Origin of the sequence: Streptomyces sp. SID13666, from assembly GCF_010548325.1 — a bacterium.
Lineage (GTDB): Bacteria > Actinomycetota > Actinomycetes > Streptomycetales > Streptomycetaceae > Actinacidiphila > Actinacidiphila fildesensis.
The window spans coordinates 17,787-37,967 of record NZ_JAAGLX010000041.1 but is presented as its reverse complement, the minus strand read 5'-3'; the positions used below and the strand labels follow the sequence as shown (position 1 = coordinate 37,967).

The 20,181-nt window shown below is 74.2% G+C and carries 12 protein-coding genes; 6 read left to right on the top strand and 6 right to left on the bottom strand.

What is annotated here, in order from left to right:
* The first annotated feature begins 298 nt into the window (after positions 1-298).
* From G3I60_RS34695 to G3I60_RS34670, 6 genes are all read left to right on the top strand, one after another.
* A complete protein-coding gene (locus G3I60_RS34695) occupies positions 299-1,717 on the top strand; it encodes an efflux RND transporter periplasmic adaptor subunit (RefSeq protein ID WP_164297127.1) in 1,419 nt (472 codons plus the stop codon).
* Positions 1,714-2,649 carry an ABC transporter ATP-binding protein gene (locus G3I60_RS34690; RefSeq protein WP_164297124.1) on the top strand — a complete coding sequence of 312 codons (936 nt, stop codon included), beginning with the start codon at positions 1,714-1,716 and terminating at the stop codon, positions 2,647-2,649. Before G3I60_RS34695 ends, G3I60_RS34690 begins: the two co-directional genes overlap by 4 nt.
* Positions 2,646-3,857: an ABC transporter permease gene (locus tag G3I60_RS34685; RefSeq protein WP_164297122.1), complete on the top strand. Its 1,212-nt coding sequence runs from the start codon at positions 2,646-2,648 to the stop codon at positions 3,855-3,857. Before G3I60_RS34690 ends, G3I60_RS34685 begins: the two co-directional genes overlap by 4 nt.
* A gap of 98 nt (positions 3,858-3,955) precedes the next feature.
* Positions 3,956-4,750 carry a hypothetical protein gene (locus G3I60_RS44765; RefSeq protein WP_203674635.1) on the top strand — a complete coding sequence of 265 codons (795 nt, stop codon included), beginning with the start codon at positions 3,956-3,958 and terminating at the stop codon, positions 4,748-4,750.
* A 96-nt stretch (positions 4,751-4,846) separates the two neighbouring features.
* A complete protein-coding gene (locus G3I60_RS34675) occupies positions 4,847-5,578 on the top strand; it encodes a response regulator transcription factor (RefSeq protein ID WP_164297120.1) in 732 nt (243 codons plus the stop codon).
* Positions 5,579-5,584: 6 nt separating this feature from the next.
* A complete protein-coding gene (locus G3I60_RS34670; RefSeq protein ID WP_164297118.1) occupies positions 5,585-7,126 on the top strand; it encodes a cell wall metabolism sensor histidine kinase WalK in 1,542 nt (513 codons plus the stop codon).
* A gap of 45 nt (positions 7,127-7,171) precedes the next feature.
* On the opposite strand, the gene G3I60_RS34665 is transcribed toward G3I60_RS34670, so the two are convergent.
* The 6 genes from G3I60_RS34665 to G3I60_RS34640 all read right to left on the bottom strand — a co-directional run bounded on the left by G3I60_RS34665 (position 7,172) and on the right by G3I60_RS34640 (position 20,141).
* Complete coding sequence (locus tag G3I60_RS34665; RefSeq protein ID WP_164297116.1) at positions 7,172-7,621, bottom strand: VOC family protein; 450 nt, start codon at positions 7,619-7,621, stop codon at positions 7,172-7,174.
* 87 nt (positions 7,622-7,708) lie between these two features.
* Positions 7,709-9,499 (bottom strand): hypothetical protein, encoded by a 1,791-nt coding sequence (locus G3I60_RS34660; RefSeq protein ID WP_164297114.1) that lies wholly within the window; start codon positions 9,497-9,499, stop codon positions 7,709-7,711.
* The gene (locus G3I60_RS34655) at positions 9,496-13,092 is read right to left on the bottom strand and encodes a DUF5682 family protein (RefSeq protein WP_239070623.1); all 3,597 of its coding nucleotides are present in this window, start codon (positions 13,090-13,092) and stop codon (positions 9,496-9,498) included. The genes G3I60_RS34660 and G3I60_RS34655 overlap by 4 nt, the downstream gene beginning before the upstream one ends.
* A gap of 43 nt (positions 13,093-13,135) precedes the next feature.
* Complete coding sequence (locus G3I60_RS34650) at positions 13,136-14,323, bottom strand: AAA family ATPase (RefSeq protein WP_164297112.1); 1,188 nt, start codon at positions 14,321-14,323, stop codon at positions 13,136-13,138.
* Positions 14,320-19,290: a hypothetical protein gene (locus tag G3I60_RS34645; protein WP_164297110.1), complete on the bottom strand. Its 4,971-nt coding sequence runs from the start codon at positions 19,288-19,290 to the stop codon at positions 14,320-14,322. Before G3I60_RS34645 ends, G3I60_RS34650 begins: the two co-directional genes overlap by 4 nt.
* The gene (locus tag G3I60_RS34640) at positions 19,287-20,141 is read right to left on the bottom strand and encodes a DUF4132 domain-containing protein (protein WP_164297107.1); all 855 of its coding nucleotides are present in this window, start codon (positions 20,139-20,141) and stop codon (positions 19,287-19,289) included. The genes G3I60_RS34645 and G3I60_RS34640 overlap by 4 nt, the downstream gene beginning before the upstream one ends.
* Positions 20,142-20,181: the final 40 nt, after the last annotated feature.

Below are 20,181 nucleotides of genomic sequence, written 5' to 3'. Positions count from 1 at the left end.
GCCGTTGTCTCCTCGGAGCGTTGGACGGGGTCGGTGGTCTGCGACGTCAGGTCGGGCGCGGGCCGGGGACCCGCGGTGCCGGCGGCCCATGACTGAACCGCACGCAGGTGGGGGCCGCCAGGGGACTGGCTGTGAGTTCCCTGGCAGTCGGCCTCGCTGCGGGGCCGGGGAAGCGCGGATCGCGGTCCGTTCGGTGGGATATCGTCCCTATCGCGCGGTATGAGGTCGTTCGGGCTCCCAGGGAACTCCCAGACTTCTCCCAGGAATTCAAAGGTGCGGACGGCCAGGATGTGCCGCCATGAAGGTGCTACCACGACGGCGCAGGGCCGTCCTGATCAACTCGGCGCTCGGCGTTGTGGTCCTCGCGGGTGCCGGTGGCGCCTACGCGACGGTGAACAGCGGCAGCGACACCCCCGCACGGGCCGGCACGCGGACGGTGACGGTCGCCAAGGGCACGGTGCTGGCGACGGTCTCCGGTTCCGGGTCGCTCACCTCGCCCAGTGACGCCGGGGTGAACTTCACCACCGGCGGCCAGCTCACCGAGGTCGACGTCAAACCCGGCGACAAGATAGCCAAGGGCAAGGTGCTCGCCAAGGTGGACGCGACAGCGGCCGAAGAGGCACTCGCCCAGGACCAGGCGTCGCTGATCGCGGCGCGGGCCGACCTCACCAAGGTGGAGGAGGGCCAGCCGAGTTCCACCATGACGGGTTCCGGCGGTGGGTCGTCCAGCGGGTCCTCCGGCGGCTCGGGCCGCTCCCAGGGCAACGCGACCCCGACACCGGCCCCCACCCCGACGCCCACCGTGGATCCGGCCCAGCTCGCCCAGGCCCAGGCCCAGCTCACCCAGGCGCAGAACACCGTGGACGCGGCGCAGCGCGCGGTCGACGGAACGGTGCTGAGGTCCCCGGTCGACGGCACCGTGGCCTCGGTGTCCGGCAAGACCGGACAGTCGGTGTCCGGCACGGGCAACTCCACGGCGGGCGGCTCGTCCGGCAGTTCCGGCTCGGGCTCCGGGTCGGGATCCGGGTCGGGGAGCAGCAGCGCCACCGGTTCGTCGACCACGCCCACCGGCTTCGTCGTGATCACCAATCCGACCGGTATGCAGGTGACGGCCAACTTCTCGGAGTCCGACACCCTCAAGCTGAAGCCCGGCCAGACGGCCACGGTCACCCTCAACGCCGAGTCGGGCACGGTGCTCAACGCCAAGGTGCTTTCAGTCAGTTCGCTGCCCGTGAGCAGCGGGTCAGGCTCGAGCGGCGGCAGCGGTTCGGGAAGCGCCGTGCAGTACGCGGCGACCCTCTCCATCACCAGCCCGACCGAGGGCCTGCGCACCGGGCTCAGCGCCAACATCCAGGTCGTGACGGGCGAGGCCTCCGGGGCGCTGTACGTGCCGACGGCGGCGGTGTCCGGCACCGGCGCGAACCGCACGGTGACGGTGGTCAGGCCTGACGGCAGCACCCAGCGGACGAGCGTGACGGTCGGTGTGGAGGGCGACACCGAGGACCAGATCGCCTCCGGCCTCACCGAGGGCGAGCAGGTCCAGATCACCACCGTCTCCTCGTCGGGGACCAGCGGTTTCCCGAGCGGCGCGTTCCCCGGCGGTCTCGGCGGTGCCGGGCGGACCCGCACCGGCGGCGCCACCGGCGGTGGCGGTACCGGTGGCGGCGGTACCGGTGGCGGCGGGTTCCGCACCGGCGGCGGGGGTGGCCGCGGATGAACCCGGCTCTGGGGCTCCGGCTGCGCCGCCGCGAGGCGGCGGCGAGCGGGCCCGAACCACGTGCGGACGGCCCCTGGGGGCCCGCGCCGGTGATCGAGGTGCGGTCGCTGCTCAAGACGTACGGGCACGGCGACGCGGTCGTGCGCGCGCTCGGCGGCCCGCCGGACCCGGACAGCGGCACGGCGCCCGGCGTCGACCTCGTCGTGCGACAGGGCGACATGGTGGCCGTGATGGGCAGTTCGGGGTCGGGCAAGTCGACGCTGATGAACATCCTCGGCTGTCTGGACGTGCCCACCTCCGGCCGGTACCTGCTGGACGGGATCGACGTGGGCGGCCTGGACGAGCACCAGCTCTCGCTGGTCCGCAACCGCAAGATCGGGTTCGTCTTCCAGTCCTTCAACCTGGTGCCGCGTACGTCCGCGCTCGCGCAGGTGGAACTGCCGTTGGCGTACGCCGGGGTGAAGACGGCCGAGCGGCGCCGCCGCGCGGTGGCGGCCCTGGAGCTGGTGGGTCTCGCCGACCGGATGGACCACCGCCCCAATGAGCTGTCCGGCGGGCAGCAGCAGCGGGTGGCGGTGGCGCGGGCGCTGGTCACGGCGCCGGCGATGCTGCTGGCGGACGAGCCCACCGGAAACCTGGACAGCCACAGCACCGAGGAGGTGCTCGCCATCGTCGACCGGCTCAACGCCTCGGGGCGCACCGTCGTGCTGATCACTCACGAGGACGAGGTCGCCCGGCACGCCAAGCGGGTGCTGCGGCTGGTCGACGGCCAGGTCGTGGAGGACGTACGGCAGGCGCCGGCGGACGGTCCGCCGCCCGCGCTGCGGGATCCCGCCGCCTTCGCGGCCGCCTCCCCGCACGCACCGCACGCACCGAAGTCCTCGTCTTCCTCGCCTTCCTCGCGGGCGCTGACCGGTGGAGTCAGCCGGTGAACCCGTTCGAGACGCTGCGCTTCGCCTTCGGCGGACTCGCGGCGAACAAGGTGCGGTCCGCGCTGACCATGCTCGGGGTGCTGATCGGGGTGGCCGCGGTCATCCTGCTGCTCGCGGTGGGCAACGGCTCCTCGCAGGCGGTGAAGGACTCCATCGAGAAGCTGGGCACCAACTCCCTGACCATCTCGTCGGGCGCCGGCTTCGGCGGCGGGCGCGCCTCGTCGACCGTGAAACCGCTGACGGTCGCCGACGCCAAGGCACTCGCCGACCCCGCCCAGGCACCCAGCATCCAGGCCGTCGCGCCGGAGGTCACCACCTCCCAGACGGCGCTGTACCAGGGCACCTCGCACACGGTCGGCCAGGTCGTGGGCACCTACCCGGCGTACTTCGAAGCCTCGAACAGCAAGGTCGTCAAGGGCGACTACTTCAGCGCCGACGATGTGCTCAACTCCCGCAAGGTGGCGGTGATCGGTGCCACCACGGCGACCGACCTGTTCGGGACCGCCAGCCCGATCGGCAGGTCGGTGGTGCTCGGCGGCACACCGTTCACCGTGGTCGGGGAGCTGGCGGCCAAGGGCGGCACCGGATTCCAGGACCCGGACGACGTCGTGATCGCCCCCCTGACGACCGTGCAGAACGCGTTCACCGGCTTCGGCTCGCTGAACCAGATCCTGGTCGAGGCGAAGTCGGCCGACGCCACGACCCCGGCGCAGAACGAGATCACCGCCGTACTGATGGGGCAGCACGGCCTCAAGGACCCGTCGGCGCTCGACTTCCGGGTGAGCAGCCAGGAGTCGCTGCTGACCACCCAGGCGTCGACCAACAAGACCTTCACGGTGCTGCTGGGTGCGGTGGCCGCGATCTCGCTGCTGGTCGGCGGGATCGGCATCACCAACATCATGCTGGTGACGGTGACCGAGCGGACCCGGGAGATCGGGATCCGCAAGGCGATCGGCGCCCCGCGGGGCGTCATCCTGGGGCAGTTCCTGGCCGAGTCGACACTGCTGTCGCTGGTCGGCGGCGGGCTCGGGGTGGCGGTGGGGCTCATCGGCTCCCACTTCACGATCGTCGGCATCAAACCGGTGGTCATCCCGGAGTCGGTCGTCGGCGCGTTCGCCATCGCCGTGGCGATCGGGCTGTTCTTCGGCAGCTACCCGGCCAACCGCGCCGCGAGCCTGCGGCCCATCGAGGCCCTGCGGCACGAGTGAGACGGCGGGTGCGACGCCTTCCCGGCGACGATCGCTCCCCCACTCGCCCACCCCGCCTCGATCATTCCCCCTCGACAGCACGGACAGGAGAAGCGGACATGGCCCGACGCCGCACCGATCTCGTGAAGGCCGACGCCCAGGATCCGGCGCCGTCCGACACCTACACCGAGTACGACCCCGGCTTCAGCGACCCGGACGGCACCACCCGTCTGCCGGTGGTCCCCGGCACCTCGGCAGCGGAACCCTACGGTTTCGCGGAGGCGGGCCGGGCGGAGATCCTCGAGAGCTCCGGTGGCCGGCCGGCGGCCCGGCCCGAGGACATCCTCGCCGAGCCGCCGGACGCCCGGGACATCTCGGCGGAACTCAGCGCCCCGCCCCGGCGGAGCCTGCCCTGGCTGACGCTGCTGCTCTCCGGCGGCGTGGTGGCCGCGGCGGCCTTCACCGGCGGCGCGCTGGTCGAGAAGAACCACGTCCAGAACAATCCGGCCGCGGCCGGGCGCAGCGGCTTCAACGCCGGAGCGGGCGCCGCCGCGGGCCGTACCGGGACCGGCGGCCGCACCTTCGGCGGCGGCCAGGCGGGCGGCCAGACCGGCGGTCAGGGCGGGGCCGGTGGTACCGGTGGCCCGGCCGCGGGCGGCGGTCTGACCATCGGCACGGTGAAGCTCGTCGACGGCAGCACGATCTACGTCACCGACGCCCAGGGCAACATCGTCAAGGTCACCACCGCGGGCACCACGAAGGTCACCGAGGCCAAGAGCGGCAAGGTGTCCGACCTGCAGCCCGGCCAGACCGTGACGGTGCGCGGCAGCCAGACCTCCACCGGCGACATCGCCGCGACCACCGTCACCGAGGGCGGCGCGAGCGGCGGCGGCTTCGGGGCCGGCCGGGGCTGATTCCGTCCTTACGCCCGGAAGGCGTACGGTGCATCGGCCGACCCCGCACGACCGGAACCGCAGAACCGTACGCATCGCACGAGGGGCCGAGAGTCCATGGACACACCTGAAGCCAGCCTGCTGGTCGTCGACGACGAGCCCAACATCCGGGAACTGCTCTCGGCGTCGCTGCGCTTCGTCGGGTTCAAAGTGGTCTCCGCGGCCTCCGGTGAGGACGCGCTGGCGGCCGTCGCCCGCGAGCGGCCGGACCTGGTGGTGCTCGATGTGATGCTGCCCGACATGACCGGATTCGCCGTCGTGCGGCGGCTGCGCGAGGAGTCCGGCCCGTACGCCAGGACCGCGTCGGGACCGGACCGTCTGCCGGTGCTCTTCCTCACCGCCAAGGACGGCGTGGAGGACAAGATCAGCGGGCTGACGGCGGGCGGCGACGACTACGTCACCAAGCCGTTCAGCCTGGAGGAGCTGATCGCGCGGATCCGCGCGATCCTGCGCCGCACCGGCGGCCCCACCGACGACGGGCGCCTGGTGGCGGGCGATCTGGAACTCGACCCGGTGGGCCACCAGGTGCTGCGCGCGGGCCGGCCCGTGTCGCTCTCCCCCACCGAGTTCAAGCTGCTCGCCTATCTGATGACGAACGCCGACCGGGTGGTGTCGAAGATCCAGATCCTCGACCACGTCTGGGCCTACGACTTCGGCGGCGACCTGAGCATCGTCGAGTCGTACATCTCGTACGTGCGCCGCAAGGTGGACTCCGGGGCGGACGGCGCACCCAAGCTCATCCACACCGTGCGCGGCATCGGCTACGTGCTGCGCCGTCCGCAGGGCTGAGCCGCGATGCGTGCGCGCGCCCGTTTGACGAAGGCGGCCCGGCGGCTGACCGTGCTGCGGCCGTCCGCGCTGTCCCTGCGCTCCCGGCTGGTGCTGCTCTCCGTGGCGCTGGTCGCGCTCGGCCTGACGGTCAGCGACACGGTCGTGCTCGGCTCGGTCCGGGGGCGGCTGGTGCAGCGGGTCGACCAGCAACTCGGGCGGTACGGCGAGACCGTGGCCCGCCGGCTGGGCACCGAGGGCACTCCCCAGCCGCGTTATGCGCACGCCGGAAGCACCCGCTCCTGGCTGCCCAGCCAGTACGTCGTCGGCTTCGCGGCGGCCGACGGCAAGGTCTCCGAACAGTTCCGGCTGCCGGTGGCCGCCGGCGACCCGCGCCCGCTGTGGCCCGTGATGGACGCCGCCGCGCTCCGGGCGCACCTGAACAAGCCGTTCGACATCCCCAGTGACCACGGCGGCGGCAGCTGGCGGGTGCTGATCGTGCCGGTGACCGGCGCCGCGCAGAACGGTGCCGCGACGTCCACCGCGAGTGCTCTGCCGTCCGGCGTGGTCGTGGCGGCCTCATTGGACGAGGTCTCCTCGACCGTCGACCATCTGAGCGACGCGTTCCTGCTGATCGGCGGGGTCGTGGTGGCGCTGCTCGGGCTGGCGGGCTGGTTCGCGGTGCGCGCCGGGCTGCGGCCACTGCGCCGAATCGAGGCCACCGCCGCCGAGATCGCCGCGGGGCGCCCGCTGTCGCACCGGATGCCCGCGGCCTCCCCGCGCACCGAGGCGGGGCGGCTGTCGAGCGCGCTCAACGGCATGCTGGCCCAGATCGAGTCGGCCTTCGCGGTCCGCGCCCGGTCCGAGGAGCAGATGCGCCGCTTCGTCGCCGACGCCAGCCATGAACTGCGCACACCACTGGCCGGTATCCGCGGTTTCGCGGAGCTCTACCGGATGGGCGCGCTGCCGGACGAGGCGGACGTCAAGCGCACGATGGCGCGCATCGAGAGCGAGGCGGTACGGCTGGGCGGCCTGGTCGAGGACCTGCTGACGCTCGTCCGGATGAACGAACAGCGTCCCGTCCAGCTCGCCCCGATGGATCTGCGCACCCTCGCGGTCGACGCGCTGCACGACACCACGGCGCTCGACCCGACCCGCTCCGTCTCCCTGACCGGGCCCGGCGGGGCGGGGACGCCCCCCGGCGCCGCGCTGGTGCTGGGCGACGAGGCACGGCTGCGCCAGGTCGTCGCCAACCTCGTCGGGAACGCCGTCGCCCACACCCCGCCGGGCACCGCGGTCCGGATCGGGGTGGGGACCGTCGGCGCCGACGGCGTCATCGAAGTCGCCGACTCGGGGCCCGGGCTGACGCCCGAGCAGGCGGCCCGGGTCTTCGAGCGCTTCTACCGGGTGGACGCCTCCCGCAGCCGCCAGGAAGGCGGCGGCGCCGGGCTGGGCCTCGCGATCGCCTCCGCGCTGGTGTCGGCCCATCACGGCGAGGTGGAACTGGTGACCTCCCCCGGCGAGGGAGCCGTCTTCCGGGTGCTGCTGCCCTCTGCCGCGGAGCTCTGAGGGCCGCACCCGTACGACGGCCGGCCCGCGGCGGCCGGCTTCCGGCTACTGGACGTCGAACTCGTTGCCCTCCGGGTCGGCCATGGTGACGTGGCTGCCCCCCGGCTCGGACACGACGTTCAGTACGGTGGCGCCGAGCCCTTCCAGCCGCTTGACCTCCGCCTCGCGGGCCTCCGCACCGACGTGCAGGTCGATGTGCAGCCGGTTCTTGCCCTGTTTGGGCTCCGGGACGCCCTGGAAGAGCACCCGCCGGTCCAGGCCCATGCCGGTGGCGGCATCGAACGGGTCCTCCGGGTGGCGCACGGCCGCCAGCGTCGACCAGCCCCGGCGCCCTTCGGTATCGATCAGATCGGCCTCGGCGATCGCGCCGACGCCCAGCAGCCGCTCGATGAGCGCGGTGTGGTCCTCGACCTCGTAGCCCAGTGCCTGTGCCCAGAAACCGGCGAGCCGGTGGGGGTCGGCGCAGTCGATGACGAGTTTCCAGTGCAAGGCCATACGTTCCTCCTTGAGTGGGCGGACCAGGACATGTCCGGTCCCGCTTCGATGTAACCAGTTATGGGATGCGGTGACCGGCCGACGGGCTCACCCTGTCCCGGCTGCGGCATCGGGAGCCTGCCAGGCCGCGGCACAGAGTGAGTTCTCCGCCACTTCTGCGTACAGCGCGGCGCCCAGCCAGGCACGGGCGAAGTGGGTCGTGTCGGCCGGGAGCAGACGGCCGAAGGGGTCGCGGGCGCGTTCGGTGGCGGCCTGTTGCAGTGCGGCCAAGAGGTCGGCGGCGGTGGGGAGGGCGGAACGGCGCAGGCGGTGGGCGTCGGACGACAGCGATCCGGGAACGGCGAGAATGCGCCGCCCTGCCGCGACGGCCTGTTCGAGACGCCGGCGCAGGAGATGGAGCGGAGCCCGGTCCAGCGGTTCGGCGCCGGGGCCGGGCCCGGTCGGCTGCGGTGGCAGGGTGGGGAGGTCGGCGCGCTGGAGGCGGTCCAGGCCCATGTCGATGCGGCGTTCGGGATCGGCGGGGTGCGCGATCGCCAGCAGGTGCAACCGGGGCTGGGGCGCCGGGACGAGGCGGCCGACGATCCGCAGTCGCGCACCGGGGAGCGCTGCCAGCATCCGGAGGTTGTCCCGGTGGGCCAGTGCGGGGTGGTCATGGGCCGCGGTGAGCCGGAGCGTCAGATCGTCGCACGCGGCGAGTAGGCAGTCCCCGCCGGTCTCGCGGGCTGCTCCCAGGATCGTGACGTCGAGGAAGAGCAGATCGGCTCCCGCGTGCGAGGTCTCCGCGCCGGGGGCGCGGGCGCGGAGGGCGCGGGCGACCTGCTCGGCGGCCGGTACCGCCCACAGCGCCCCGAGGGGTTCCGCCGTCCAGGCGGCTCCCGCCGCCCGCACCGCCTTGACCGCCGCGCCCGCGCCGAGCCGGCCGGTCGGCGAGACGGTGGCCCCCGACAGGGCGAGCCCCGCGTGGGAGAGCTCCCGGTGGGTGAGGGCGGTGTCGCCGAGCCGCACGGTGCGGTCGGCCGCGGCGGCGGCCCGGCCGGGGCCGCCGGGTGCGATGTCCGAGACGGTGTAGAGCCGGCCATCGGCGGCCGCGGCCCAGGTGGTGGCGCCGGCGTAACCGCCCGCGGTGATCAGCGGTTCGGTGAACAGCCCGTACAACCGCAGGGATCCGTCGGGCACATAGGCCTGCCGGGCGGTACCGCGCAGGGCGGCCAGTTCGGAGTCCTTCGCGTCGGGCAACCGGTGGGCGGTGGCCAGCAGTTCCCGTACCGCAGCGGTCAGGTCCCCCAGCCGGTGTGCCGGGTCGGCGGAGCGCGCGGCGCGCAGCCCGTTGACGACCGAGACGGCCGCCGCGGCCGGGCGGGGCAGCCCACCGAGCCGGGCCGCGTGGGCCGCCCGCAGCAACTCGGCCTGCAGGACGGCCCCGGCACCCTCGATACCCGCGTCGAGAACGGCGGCCCCTGCCGCCCACAGGGCGCCGGCGGCAGCCCGTTGCTCGGGCGTCGCAACGTCCTCGGTAGCGGCTTCCGGGGCCGGAGCGGCCCCGCTGTCCGTGTCCGTGGCCGTGTCCTTGGGCGAAGGCGCCGGTTCGTCGTCGGCCACGGGCGCCGCGGACGCGACGGCCGCGCGGTGCAGACAGTCCGGGGCGAGCAGACAGCCGCAGCGGATCCCGCCCTGGGTGGTTACCACCCCGGCGGGGGCGTGGAGTTCCAGGCTGATCTCGTCGTCGACCGCGATCCGTACCGTGTCGCCGTCACGGACGGCGGGCCTGGCCGCGATCTTGACCGCGGCGGCGTCGAGGCGTTTGCGCAGCCGGGGCGAGAGGGCACCGACGATCTCGGCGGTCACGGCGGGTGCGACGGCGGGGAGGTCCTGGCTCATGCGATCTTCTCCCCTACCCAGCGGGCGAGTTCGAGCGGGCTGAGGGCGGCGACCGGCATACCGGCGGCGACGAGCTGGCCGGCTACACCGGTCGAGTACCGGGGACGTCCGGCGTCGTCCAGGCTCGCGCAGCCGAGTACATGGCAGCCGGCCCCGACGAGGGAACGGACTTCGGAGAGCAGTCCGCCGAGCGGATAGCCCTCCTCGAAGTCGCTGATCACGACGACGAGGGTGCGGGACGGCACGGTCACCAGCGTGCGCGCGTGGCGCAGTCCGGCGGCGATGTGGGTGCCGCCGCCGACGCGGACCTCGAGGAGCAGCGAGAGGGGGTCGTGCACCTGGTCGGTGAGGTCGATGACCTCGGTGGAGAAGGCCAGGAAGTGGGTGGACAGGGTGGGTACTCCGGCGAGCACCGCGGCTGTGAGGGCCGACCAGATGGTGGAGGACTCCATCGAACCCGACACATCGGTGACCAGGACCAGCCGCCAGTCGGCGGCACGCCGAGCGCGGGAGCGGAAGACGGGCCGCTCGGGGATGACCTGGACGCTGCCGTCGGGGGCCCGGCGTGCGGTCGCGAGGTTGGCGCGCAGGGTGCGCGCCAGTTCCAGCCGTCCGCCGGGGCGCCGGCTGGGGCGGGGCAGCGTCATGCCGGTCATGGCGGGCCGCAGTCGGGTGGCGAGTTGCCGGGTGAGTTCCTCGACGAGCCGGCGCACCAGCGGGCGGAGCGCGCCCAGCCGGGCCTCGGGCAGCCCGCCGGCGTGCTGCAGGACGGTCTTGAGCAGATCCACGGAGGGCCGGACACTGCTGGGATCGAGTTCGGTCAGTACATCGCGGCGCCCGGACGCGGCCGCCGCCGCGAGCACTTCCTCGCGGATGCCGGGACCGAACAGCGCGGCCAGTTCCTCGGACCATTCCCGGACCCCCGGGTACGGGGTCTGGCGGCCACCGCGGTTGCCCCCGGCACTGCCGGTGAGGTCACCGCGCGAGCCCTCGCCGCGACCGCTGCCGTACAGCTCGTCCAGGGCGGTGGCCAACGGCGCCGCTGACGGCGGCAGTTGATCGGTGCGGCGGCCGAGTACCAGCCGCCACCGGTCGGCCGGGGCCAGGATCCGGTCCTCGGCGGCAGGAAGCGGCGGCGAGGGGGCGGCTGGGGCTGCCGGATCCGCCGCCCCGGCCGGGTCGGAGGGTTCGGCGGCTTCGGCCGGTTCGGTGACGGGCGGGGCCGGGAGCGCGGCGGGCAGCAGACCCAGCCGGCCCAGCGTCTCGCGGGCGGTGAGATCGGCCCGGGTCCACCGCGCCAGCGCGGCCGGGTCGATGCCGTCCGTGTCGGTGATGTGGCCCGCGTCGTCCCCGAGTCGTGCCTCCACGGTCGTCAGCAACCGGTCGCGGGCGGCCGGGCTGAGGGTGTCGAAGCCGCCGCGCAGCGCGGGCAGACGGTCCAGGAAGGCGCTGTCGCCGAGGTCCGTGATCCGGCCCAGCAGGGGGTCCAGGACGGGTGCCATGGTCTCCAGGAGCGGGCCCGCCGCGGTGAGCAGGCCGGTGAGACGGGCGGTCAGGGCGCCCCGGGAGCCGGCGTCCGCGGCCGCGTCGACCCAGGACGCGGCGCGGGTGCCGAAGGCGTGCGCGTCCTCGTGTCCGAGCAGAACGCGTACGGCTCCGGCCGCGGCGGACATGAGCGGTGAGCCGTCGGCGGCCAGCCGGGTGAGGGAGTCGGTGAGCCGGATGCCGCCGAAAGCGTCCGCGCGGTGGGCGAGTTCGAGCAGCGCGCGGGCGTCCGCCGGATCGTCGGAACCGGTGAGGCCGTCGACCTGGCGGACCGCGGCGGCGGTCAGCAGTTCGTTGACCCCCGTGGCTCGCTCACCGCGATCCGCGTCCACGCTGAGTCCGGCGACGTGGCCGGCCCTGATGCGATCCAGCAGCGCGAGTGCGGTGAGCAGTTGGGGCAGTGTGCCGGTGACGGGCACGCCCTGGCCCAGTTCCTCGAGCCGTTCGTCCGCCAGCCCGGGCAGGCCGCACGAGGCCGCCTCCGCCAGACCGTCGATGGTCTGGTCGGCGGTGGGGCCGCCCGCGTCGTGTTCTGCGCGGCGGCGTTCGCGCAGCAGCCCCTCTGCGGCCTGGCCCGGGGTGACGCCGCGGACACCGGCAGCGGCCAGCATGGCGGCGGTGGCCGGCGTCCAGCGCACCTCCCACCGGGTGGTGACGGCGTCGCTGCCGCCCGCACCCGTCACGGCCGTCGCCGAGGCGTAGGGGATGCCGCAGACCGTCAGCCGGCGCAGCAGCAGTTCCCGGCGGCGGTCGAGGTCCGAGCGCAGCGGGTCCAGCCGCAGATCGCGGGCGGCTGTGGTCCCCGCGTCGCCGGGGCCCGGCAGGCCCAGGCGGGCGACCTCCTCCTCGACGGCCGGTGCCAGACCGCTGCGCGGCGCGTCGGGGGCGGGCCGGCCGGAGCGGGTGCCGACCAGGACCCGTTCCAGCGCTCGGGCGACAGCGCGCCCCCGCCCGAGGGGCTCGCCCTGGGTGAGCACCGTCTGCACGGCCTCGATGAGCTCCCCGCGGCCGGGCGCGGGCAGACCGCGCAGCCTCGCGAGGTCGCCCGCCAGCCGCACGATCTCGCGGGCGTCCGCCGGGCCCGACGGGTGGTCCTGCGCGCGCAGTTCGGCGCAGATCCGCACCGCGGTCCCGAGGAGTGCCTCGTCGATCGCGGCCGGGCTGCCCGCCGCCCGCAGGACGAGGTGCTGCCATTCGGGGTCGCGGATGCCGGCCGGATAGCCGGACCGCTCGTCCAGCAGCGGATAGGTGTACGGAATGAGCGACACCGTCCACGCCGGGCCGTCGGGGGCCGGGTCGGCCGGCGGGACCGGGCCGGTGTCCGGGCTCAGCAGCGCCGGGGTGTGGAAGGCGCCCACGACGACCGCGGCCCGGCGGCCGGCGGCCAGGACCTCGTCGATCCGGGCTCGCATCCACCGCTCGCGGGCCAGGTCCGACGCCTCCACTCCGCCGCCCCGTTCGGCGTCGTGCCGCAGCGCCCAGCCGGTGAGCAGGGCGGCGCGGCGCAGCGCCTCGGGTGCGGAGCCGGGGGCGGCGGCCTCCACGAGGCGGTCCCAGAGATCCTCTCCGGGACGCCCGGTGAGGCGGGCGTTCAGCGCGTCCCGCAGCCCGGGCCCCTCGCCGTCGGAGCTGCCCTGGCCGCCCGGCGCGCGGCGTTCGTGCCAGGCCGGGTCGGACAGCGGCAGGTCGCACGCGATGACGGGAACGCCGTGGCCCGCGGCCCAGCGCAGGGCGGCGAGTTCGGGAGAGAAGTCGGCGAACGGATAGAAGGCGGGGCCGCGCCCGTCCCCGCCGCCGGCGGCGGGGACGGCGGCCAGCGCGACCGGAGCCAGGGTGTCGGCATGGGCGAGCCAGGGCAGCCACTCCTGCAGGTCCGCGGGCAGCTCGACGAGCAGCACCTCCGGCCTTGCGGCGTCCAGCAGTTCCGGCATGACGGCGGCGAGCGACGGCGCGTGATGGCGGACGCCGATGAGGTACGGGGCGGCGGGGCCGGTCATGGCCGCTACCGCCTCGTCCGGAGTCATGGACGGTGTCAGGGGCGGAGTCATGGGCGGCGGCACGAAATCGGTCGTGGGCGGAACGGTCATGGTGTCAGCTCTCCAGGACCGAGCGCAGGTCCCACAGCGTGCGCCAGGTCGCGGAGCCCTGCTCGGCCCGGCGGCGCACCGCGCCGTCCCAGTAACCCAGCAACCGGGCGGCGTCCGCCGGATCGTCCTTGCGGACGACGCCGAGCAGATGGCCCGGGAGCAGGGACAGCACGTCGCGGTCGCCGGGGAAATACGCGGCGGCCAGGGCGAGCGAACCGGCCACCGACACGGCCTCCGCGGTGCTCATCACGGTGGAGGGGCGTTCAACCTCCCAGCCCTCGGCCGACCGCCCGTCCCGCAGATCGCGGAAGGCCGTCACGAGGGCTTCGAGGATCGCGTCGTCCACTTGGAAGGGGGCGCCGGCCCGCGTGACGGCCGCGTGGGCCTGGCGGCGCACCAGGGCCGTCTCGGCGTCGAGATCGCCGATGGGGCCGACAGTCTCGAAGTTGAAGCGGCGTTTGAGGGCGGCGGACATCTCGGAGACGCCCTTGTCGCGGAGGTTGGCGGTCGCGATGAGCGTGAAGCCGGGTGCGGCGTGCGCGAGGGCGTCCTCACCGCCGGCCAGCTCCGGGACGGCGATGCGCCGTTCGGACAGCAGCGAGACCAGCGCGTCCTGGACCTCCGGCAGGCAGCGGGTGATCTCCTCGACCCGGGCGACGGCGCCGCGGGTCATGGCGGTGAGCACCGGGGACGGCACCAGGGCCTGCCGGGTGGGGCCCTGGGCCAGCAGCAGCGCGTAGTTCCAGCCGTACTTGAGCTGGTCCTCGGTGGTGCCCGCGGTGCCCTGCACCACCAGGCCGCTGGTGCCGCACACAGCGGCCGAGAGCAGCTCGGAGAGCATGGACTTGGCGGTGCCGGGCTCGCCGACGAGCAGCAGCCCGCGCTCTCCTGCGAGGGTGACGACGCAGCGTTCCACCAGAGCGCGGTCGCCGACGAACTTCTGCTCGACGACCAGTCGGCGCGGGAGCCCTTCGGGCGCCGCGGCGCTCTCCGGCAGCCGCAGGGACTCGCCGTTGCTGCCCATCACGAAGGTGACGACGGCGCGCGGGGTCAGCCGCCAGGAGGGCGGCCGGGGGCCGCTGTCGTAGGCGGCGAGGAAGGCCAGTTCGGTGGCGTGGCGGTCCTCGGGCGGGCTGACCTGGCGGCCCGGCGCTGCGGAGGATGCGGTCTCGGTGCGGATGTCGGTGGTCATCGACGGCGGCCCTTCCGGGTGGCACGGGTGGTGAGTTCTTCGAAGGCGGGGGCGTCGCCGTCCTTCACGCGCCCCCAGGCGAGGGCGAACAGGGCGGGCACCGACAACAGCGGCACGGCCCGTACGTGATCGCGCAGCGGGTAGAGCCCTTCCTTCCAGGTCTCCACCGGCAGGGCGGACGACTTGAATTCGTGCCAGCCGCAGGGCAGGAACAGGGTCCGGCCCGCGCGGGACCGCTTGGCCTCCAGGACCAGGTCGGTGGCGGCGAGTTCGGCCCGTGCCTTCTTCAGCCGGGCGGGCTTCCAGCCGGTCCACCGGGCGCAGTCGCGGTCCGTCGGGTCGGGCAGGGCCAGCAGCTGGAGATAGATCGCGGCCGCGTCCTCGCTCAGCGCGTGGGCGGCGGCCACCTCGGCGACCAGTCCCGGCACCGACCGGGTGGGGTCCTGCGCGTGTCCGGTGAAGTCGTCGGGTCCGGTTCCGGCGTTGACGGCCTGCTCCAGGTCGCTGCCGAACAGCGCCCGCACCGAGGCGAGCGTGCTGATCCGCCCGGAGCCGAGAAGCCCTTCGAGCAGCCCGAAGACGGGATCGTCGGCGCCGGTGATGCCTGCCGTGCGCACCAGGGTCATCTCGTTGTCGCCGTACCAGGGGCGCAGCACGAGGCTCTCCCCGACGCGGGTGAGACCGTCCGGTCCCGCTCCGCCGGTCGCGGGCAGGCCGTACGCCGTGCGCAGCGCGGCAGCGGTCGGGGTGCCCTTCTCGGTCCACTCCACGTCCAGGTCGAGGACGAGTCCGGGGTCGGTCAGCCGCCGGCGGACGGCGGCGAGTCCGGCGGGCAGACGGGCGCGCAGCGGGTGTCCGTACGGCAGCCCGTAGGCGAGCCCGCTGAGCGCGGCGACGGCACCGGTGAGGTCTCCCCGGCTGGGGAGGGCGGAGGGATCGTCGGGGACGAGATCGCCGTCCTTGTCGCGGCGCATGGCGGTGGTGCGGCTCAGCCACGCGGTCCGCGCGGGGTTGAGGACGGCCTCCGCCGCGTCCGTGCCGACGCCGTGCAGCACGTCCGCCAGATCCTCCGGCAGCCGGACCAGCGACCCCAGGCGCTCGGCCCAGACCCGGGCCGCTGCCTCGATGTCCGGTCCTGTCGCCCACAGTCCGGCCGGGTCGGCCGGGAGCAGTGCGTCCAGCAGCGCCAGCCGGTTGGCACGGCCGAGCGAGTTCAGCCGGTGGTTCGCGCGTTCCGCCTGGCGGGTCTTGAGGCCGAGCAGGGAGAGCCCGGCCGTCTCCATCTCGCCGGTGCCGGCCGCGACCAGCAGGGCCGCCTGGACGGGCCCGATGCCGGTGGCGGTGTCGAGCGCGACGGCCGCCTCGGGCCGCCACGGGACGGCGCCCCGCTCACGGACGAGTCGGATCAGCGGCAGCAGGCGCTCGTGCGGGAACGCCGGCTCGTGGCGCTGCTCCTCGTGGAGGGTGAAGTCGGCGATCCGGCCGAACGTCCCCTCCGGGTCGTGGTCGAGGGCGAGCCAGTGCACGCGGCCGTTGCCCCGGTTGACGTTCTGCCGGCCGAGGATCACCACGGTGCGGCCACCGCGGCGCAGCACCTGGCCGACCCGTTCCCGCTTGGTGCCCTCCTCGCACAGGACGACCTGGCGCAGGGCGCCCGAGGGGTCGGCGAGAGGGCCGGTGGAGACCGCTTCGAGCAGCGTGAGCAGCGCCTCCCGGTGCTCGTCGGAGGTGCTGGGGGAAGCCGCGCGGTAGGCGAGCTGCCGCAGGGTGTCCAGGAAGGGCAGCCAGACCATCCCGACAGCGGGCACCGTGTGGGCCTCGCCGCTCCAGCCGTCGCCGAGGACCGGCAGCGGGGTGGGTTCGGGCAGCAGCCTGCCGTCGGCGGGCTTCCCCGACAGGACGTGATTGACCGACAGGATCTGCTGGAGGGCGGTCCACTCCTCGCCCTGTCCCCACCGCATGTAGCCACCGGGCGTGGCGATGCCGGCGGTGGCGGCCCGCAGCGTCGTGTCGTCGCCGTGTGGGGGCCGGTGCTGGGCGTACATGCCCTCGGTCTGCGGTGTCTTCGGCTGCTTGGGCTGCACGGGTGCGACGAACGAGGCGGTGGCGAGCACATGGTTGACGGCGGCCCGCACGATCGCGGTCACTCCCGTGAGCAACCGCGGGTCGGACAGCGCGGGAAGTGCCGCGGCGACGGCCGTCCTGGCCACTTCGTCCGCGGACGGACCGGTGTACTTCTCCTGTCCTGCGGCCGCGGCACGGCGCTCCGCCAGAGCGGTGATGGCCGCGCTGAGCAGGGACGCGATCTCCGCGTCGGTGACCGCGCGCAGGGCTGCCGAGCCCTGCTCGTCGCGCGGGCGCAGAGCGTGCCAGAACGCCGGCGGCGGAACGTATCCGGTGCCTGCCGCGTACTCCCCGCCCTGGTCGGAGACGGCGACGGAGCCCAGCACACCCGTGTCGGATGTGGCGTCCGCCGGGTGGAGCTGGATCATGTTGCCGACCAGGGCGGCGACGGGGCCCGCTCCGCCCGGCAGTCGCAGCACGCCCAGCGGTACGGGGTGGTGGCCCTGGCCCGGGGCCACGGGAAGGGTGACGGTGCGCCCGTCGGGTGTTCCGGCGGTGACCCGCCGCTCGTGGTCGCGGCCCTCGGTCCGTACCCAGCGGCCCAGGACGGTGCCGTCGGTGCCGAACGGCGTGTTCTCCAGGCCGGGGAGCAACGGCAGGACCTCGCAGTCCGCGGGCGAGAGCCGGGCGTCCTCCCGGATCCCGGACTGCAGGAAAGCGGGCAGCGAGGCGCGTCCGTGCGTGCCGCCGGCCGGATCGTACTCGACCCAGATGTGCTCGCGGCCCTGCTTGCCCTGGCGCCAGTGTCCGGTCCCGTCGCCCAGCACGGGCCGGGAGGACGGCAGGGTCGTGTCACCCGCGTGCAGGGTCCGGCCGCCGGTGGCGCGGCCGCCGCCGGGCAACGGCAGCGACGGGGTGCCGGCCGACTGCGCGTTCCACCAGTACGGCAGCTGCTCCCCGCCGAGCGTGAACACCTCGGAGGGGCGGGCCGACCAGTAGGCGCGCTGTTTGCTGCCCTCTTGCCAGATGACGAGCAGTTCGCCGTCCGTGTAGCGGAAGTGCGGGCGCCGCCATTGGTCGAGGTCGGCCGGGAGGCGCAGCTCGTGTTCCAGCAGCACCCCTTCGGGGCCGACGACGACGGCCCGGTGCCGGTTCGCGACGATGAGAGCGGGCCACGCCTCGGCGACCACGATCCAGTGGTTCTGGTCGGCCTGACCGGCGTTGAGCTGTTGGTAGGCCCCTTCCAGGGCCGGCCAGCCCAGCTCGTCCACGATGCCCGCGCGCAGGGTGGCGGCGAGGATCGGGGCCAGGTCGTGTCCGGCGACCTGGGCGACGGCCGAGGCGTTGACCTGGGCGGCCACCGGGCGGAACGGTGCGATCCGGCTGAGTGCCGCGCGCGAGCCGGGCAGTCCGGTCGCTCCGGTGAACTCCTCGGCGCGGTCCCGGAGCCAGTCGTGGAGCACGTCGCTCAGGACCGGGTGGCCGGCGATCGCTTCGAGCACGGAGGTCTCCGCCCGGTGACCGTTGAGGCCGCTCAGGGCGTCGTACAGCAGCTCGCGGAAACGGGGGCGGCCCGCGACGGCGGTCAGGTCGCGGCGGCCGGGCACGTCGTCGGAGAGCCAGCCCTCCAGCGGGAGATGGACCGAGGCGCCAGGGGCCGGCTCGGTGAGCGGAATACCCCAGGTCAGGCAGCCGTCGAGCAGGTCGAGGTCGGCGCCCGCGTGCCAGCGCCCCTGGAAGAGGTCGACCGGACGTCCGTCGGAGCGCAGCCGGGCGGCCATCCGCTCCACGAGCGCGAGTGTGGCCGGGCACCGCTGGGAGCTGGACGAACCGTGCTTGCGGTGCAGGGCCCAGCGGCTGAGCCAGTCCGCCGGATCGGCGCCCGCCGTACCGGTCTCCTCGGTGAGCAGGGTGTCGGCGCCCGTCTCGGCGAGCAGCGCGAGCCAGGACTCGTCGGCGGACCGGCCGCTCCCGAGGCCGGTCGGCATGATCTCCAGCAGCCGGGCCCGGACGGCGGGTTCACCGGTGGCGAGCACCACGAGGGTGGCGCGGTAGGCGGTCCAGAACGATGCGGGTGCGCGGACGATGCTGGGTGAGGCGAGCAGATCGGCGACGAACGCCGACTCCTCGGTCACCCGGTCGAGACCCGCGGCCTTGATGAGCCCGCGGGCGTCCTGCGGCAGGGCGGCGTACGGCGGCATCCCGGCCGCACACCGTTCGACGGCCAGCTGACGGAACTGCGCCCACGCCTCGGCCGGGTCGAGCCGCCGGGATAGGTCCTGGACATGGTCCTTGAGCGCCTTCACGGTCAGCGCGCCGGCGAAGGCGAACTCCAGGAAGACCGCCCGCTGCCGGTCCTCGTCGACCGCGAGGCCGTGAACGCGCTCGGCGGCACGGGCCTTGCCGAAGAGGGTCGCGGCGTAGGTGCTGTTGTCGTGCTGGAGGAAGACCCGGGCGGCCTGCTCGTAGAACGTCGGCAGGAAGTGCGGTACGGCCCGGCCGAGCCGGGTGGCGAGAGCTTCGAAGCCGTCCTTCGCCGCGCCGGCACGGGACTTCGCCTGGCGGGCGAGCCGCTCCATGTCCTTGACGAGGGCGAGGGCGTGGTGGCCGTTGGCGGGGTCGTTGACCAGCGCCCAGGCGGGGAAGCCCAGCGTCTCGCGGCGGACCTGTCCCACCTCGGGGGCATCGGGTTCACGGACGAGCCCGAGGAAGTCCAGCGCCAGATCCTCGGCCTCGCCGAGGGTGCCCGCCACCAGGCGTACCACGCGCCGGTCGTCGAGCGCCGGGTGCGTGTAGGTGCGGGCGGTGAGCGCGTCGGCGTCGTCACGGGTGACGGTGCCGGGGCGCAGGATCGCGCCGGCGTCGAGCAGCGCCGCGGCCCGGGTGATGTCGTCGGTCTTCATGCCGCCTGCTCCTCGTCCTCGATGTCGCGTCCCGCGTACAGGGCCGCCGCCATGCGCATGCCTTCCGACCAGGCGACCGGGCCGACCTGGCCGGCCGTCAACGCCCGTCCCGCACCGTCGGTCCAGGTCAGCGAGCCGGTCTCGGTCTGCTCGTAGCTCTCGTAGTCGCCGATCCAGATCCGCGCCTCGACGGTTCTGCCGTCCTCGACCACCGGGCAGACCGCCTGGCCGCCGCGCGCCCGGTACCCGAGCTGGGTGGCACGGCCGTGCAGGAACCGCAGTTCCTTGAAGGTGCCGCCCGCGTAGTCGTCGACCGAGGCGGTCTCCGCGTCCAGACCCGCCGGGCGGCGCCACACCTCGCGGAAGAGCTGCTGCACCCGCTGGTTCACGGTGAGCTCGACCGCGAACTCCCGGAGTTCTTCGACGTCTTCCAGCAGCACGGGGTGCGGTATGCGGACCAGCTCGGGGCTGATGCGCACGGTGTCACCGTCCAGGTCCACCAGACCGAGGCCCCGGACGGGGTCGGCGTCCCGCAGGAACCCGGCGACGTCGCCGTTCTCCCCCATGACGACGAGGTCGCGCAGGGCCGACCGCCAGGCGGTGTCCTGCCACACCTGGGCGACGGCGGCGACCGGGACGGGCAGCGAGCGCACCATCCACCGCTCCACGTCGGCGACGCACTGCCGTTCGTGCCGGTCCAGCCACTCCACCAGCTGGCGCAGTCCGACCACGGCCGGATCGTCGGCCAGCTTCGGCGGTACCGTCTTCAGCCGGCGCCCCGCCGCGTTGCGGCAGACCACTTTCCCGTCGTCGAGGGCGACTTCGTAGTCGCCGGCCGGAACCCACCCCATGTGCTGTCTCCTTGGTCAGACGGCCTGTTCCGGGGCATGG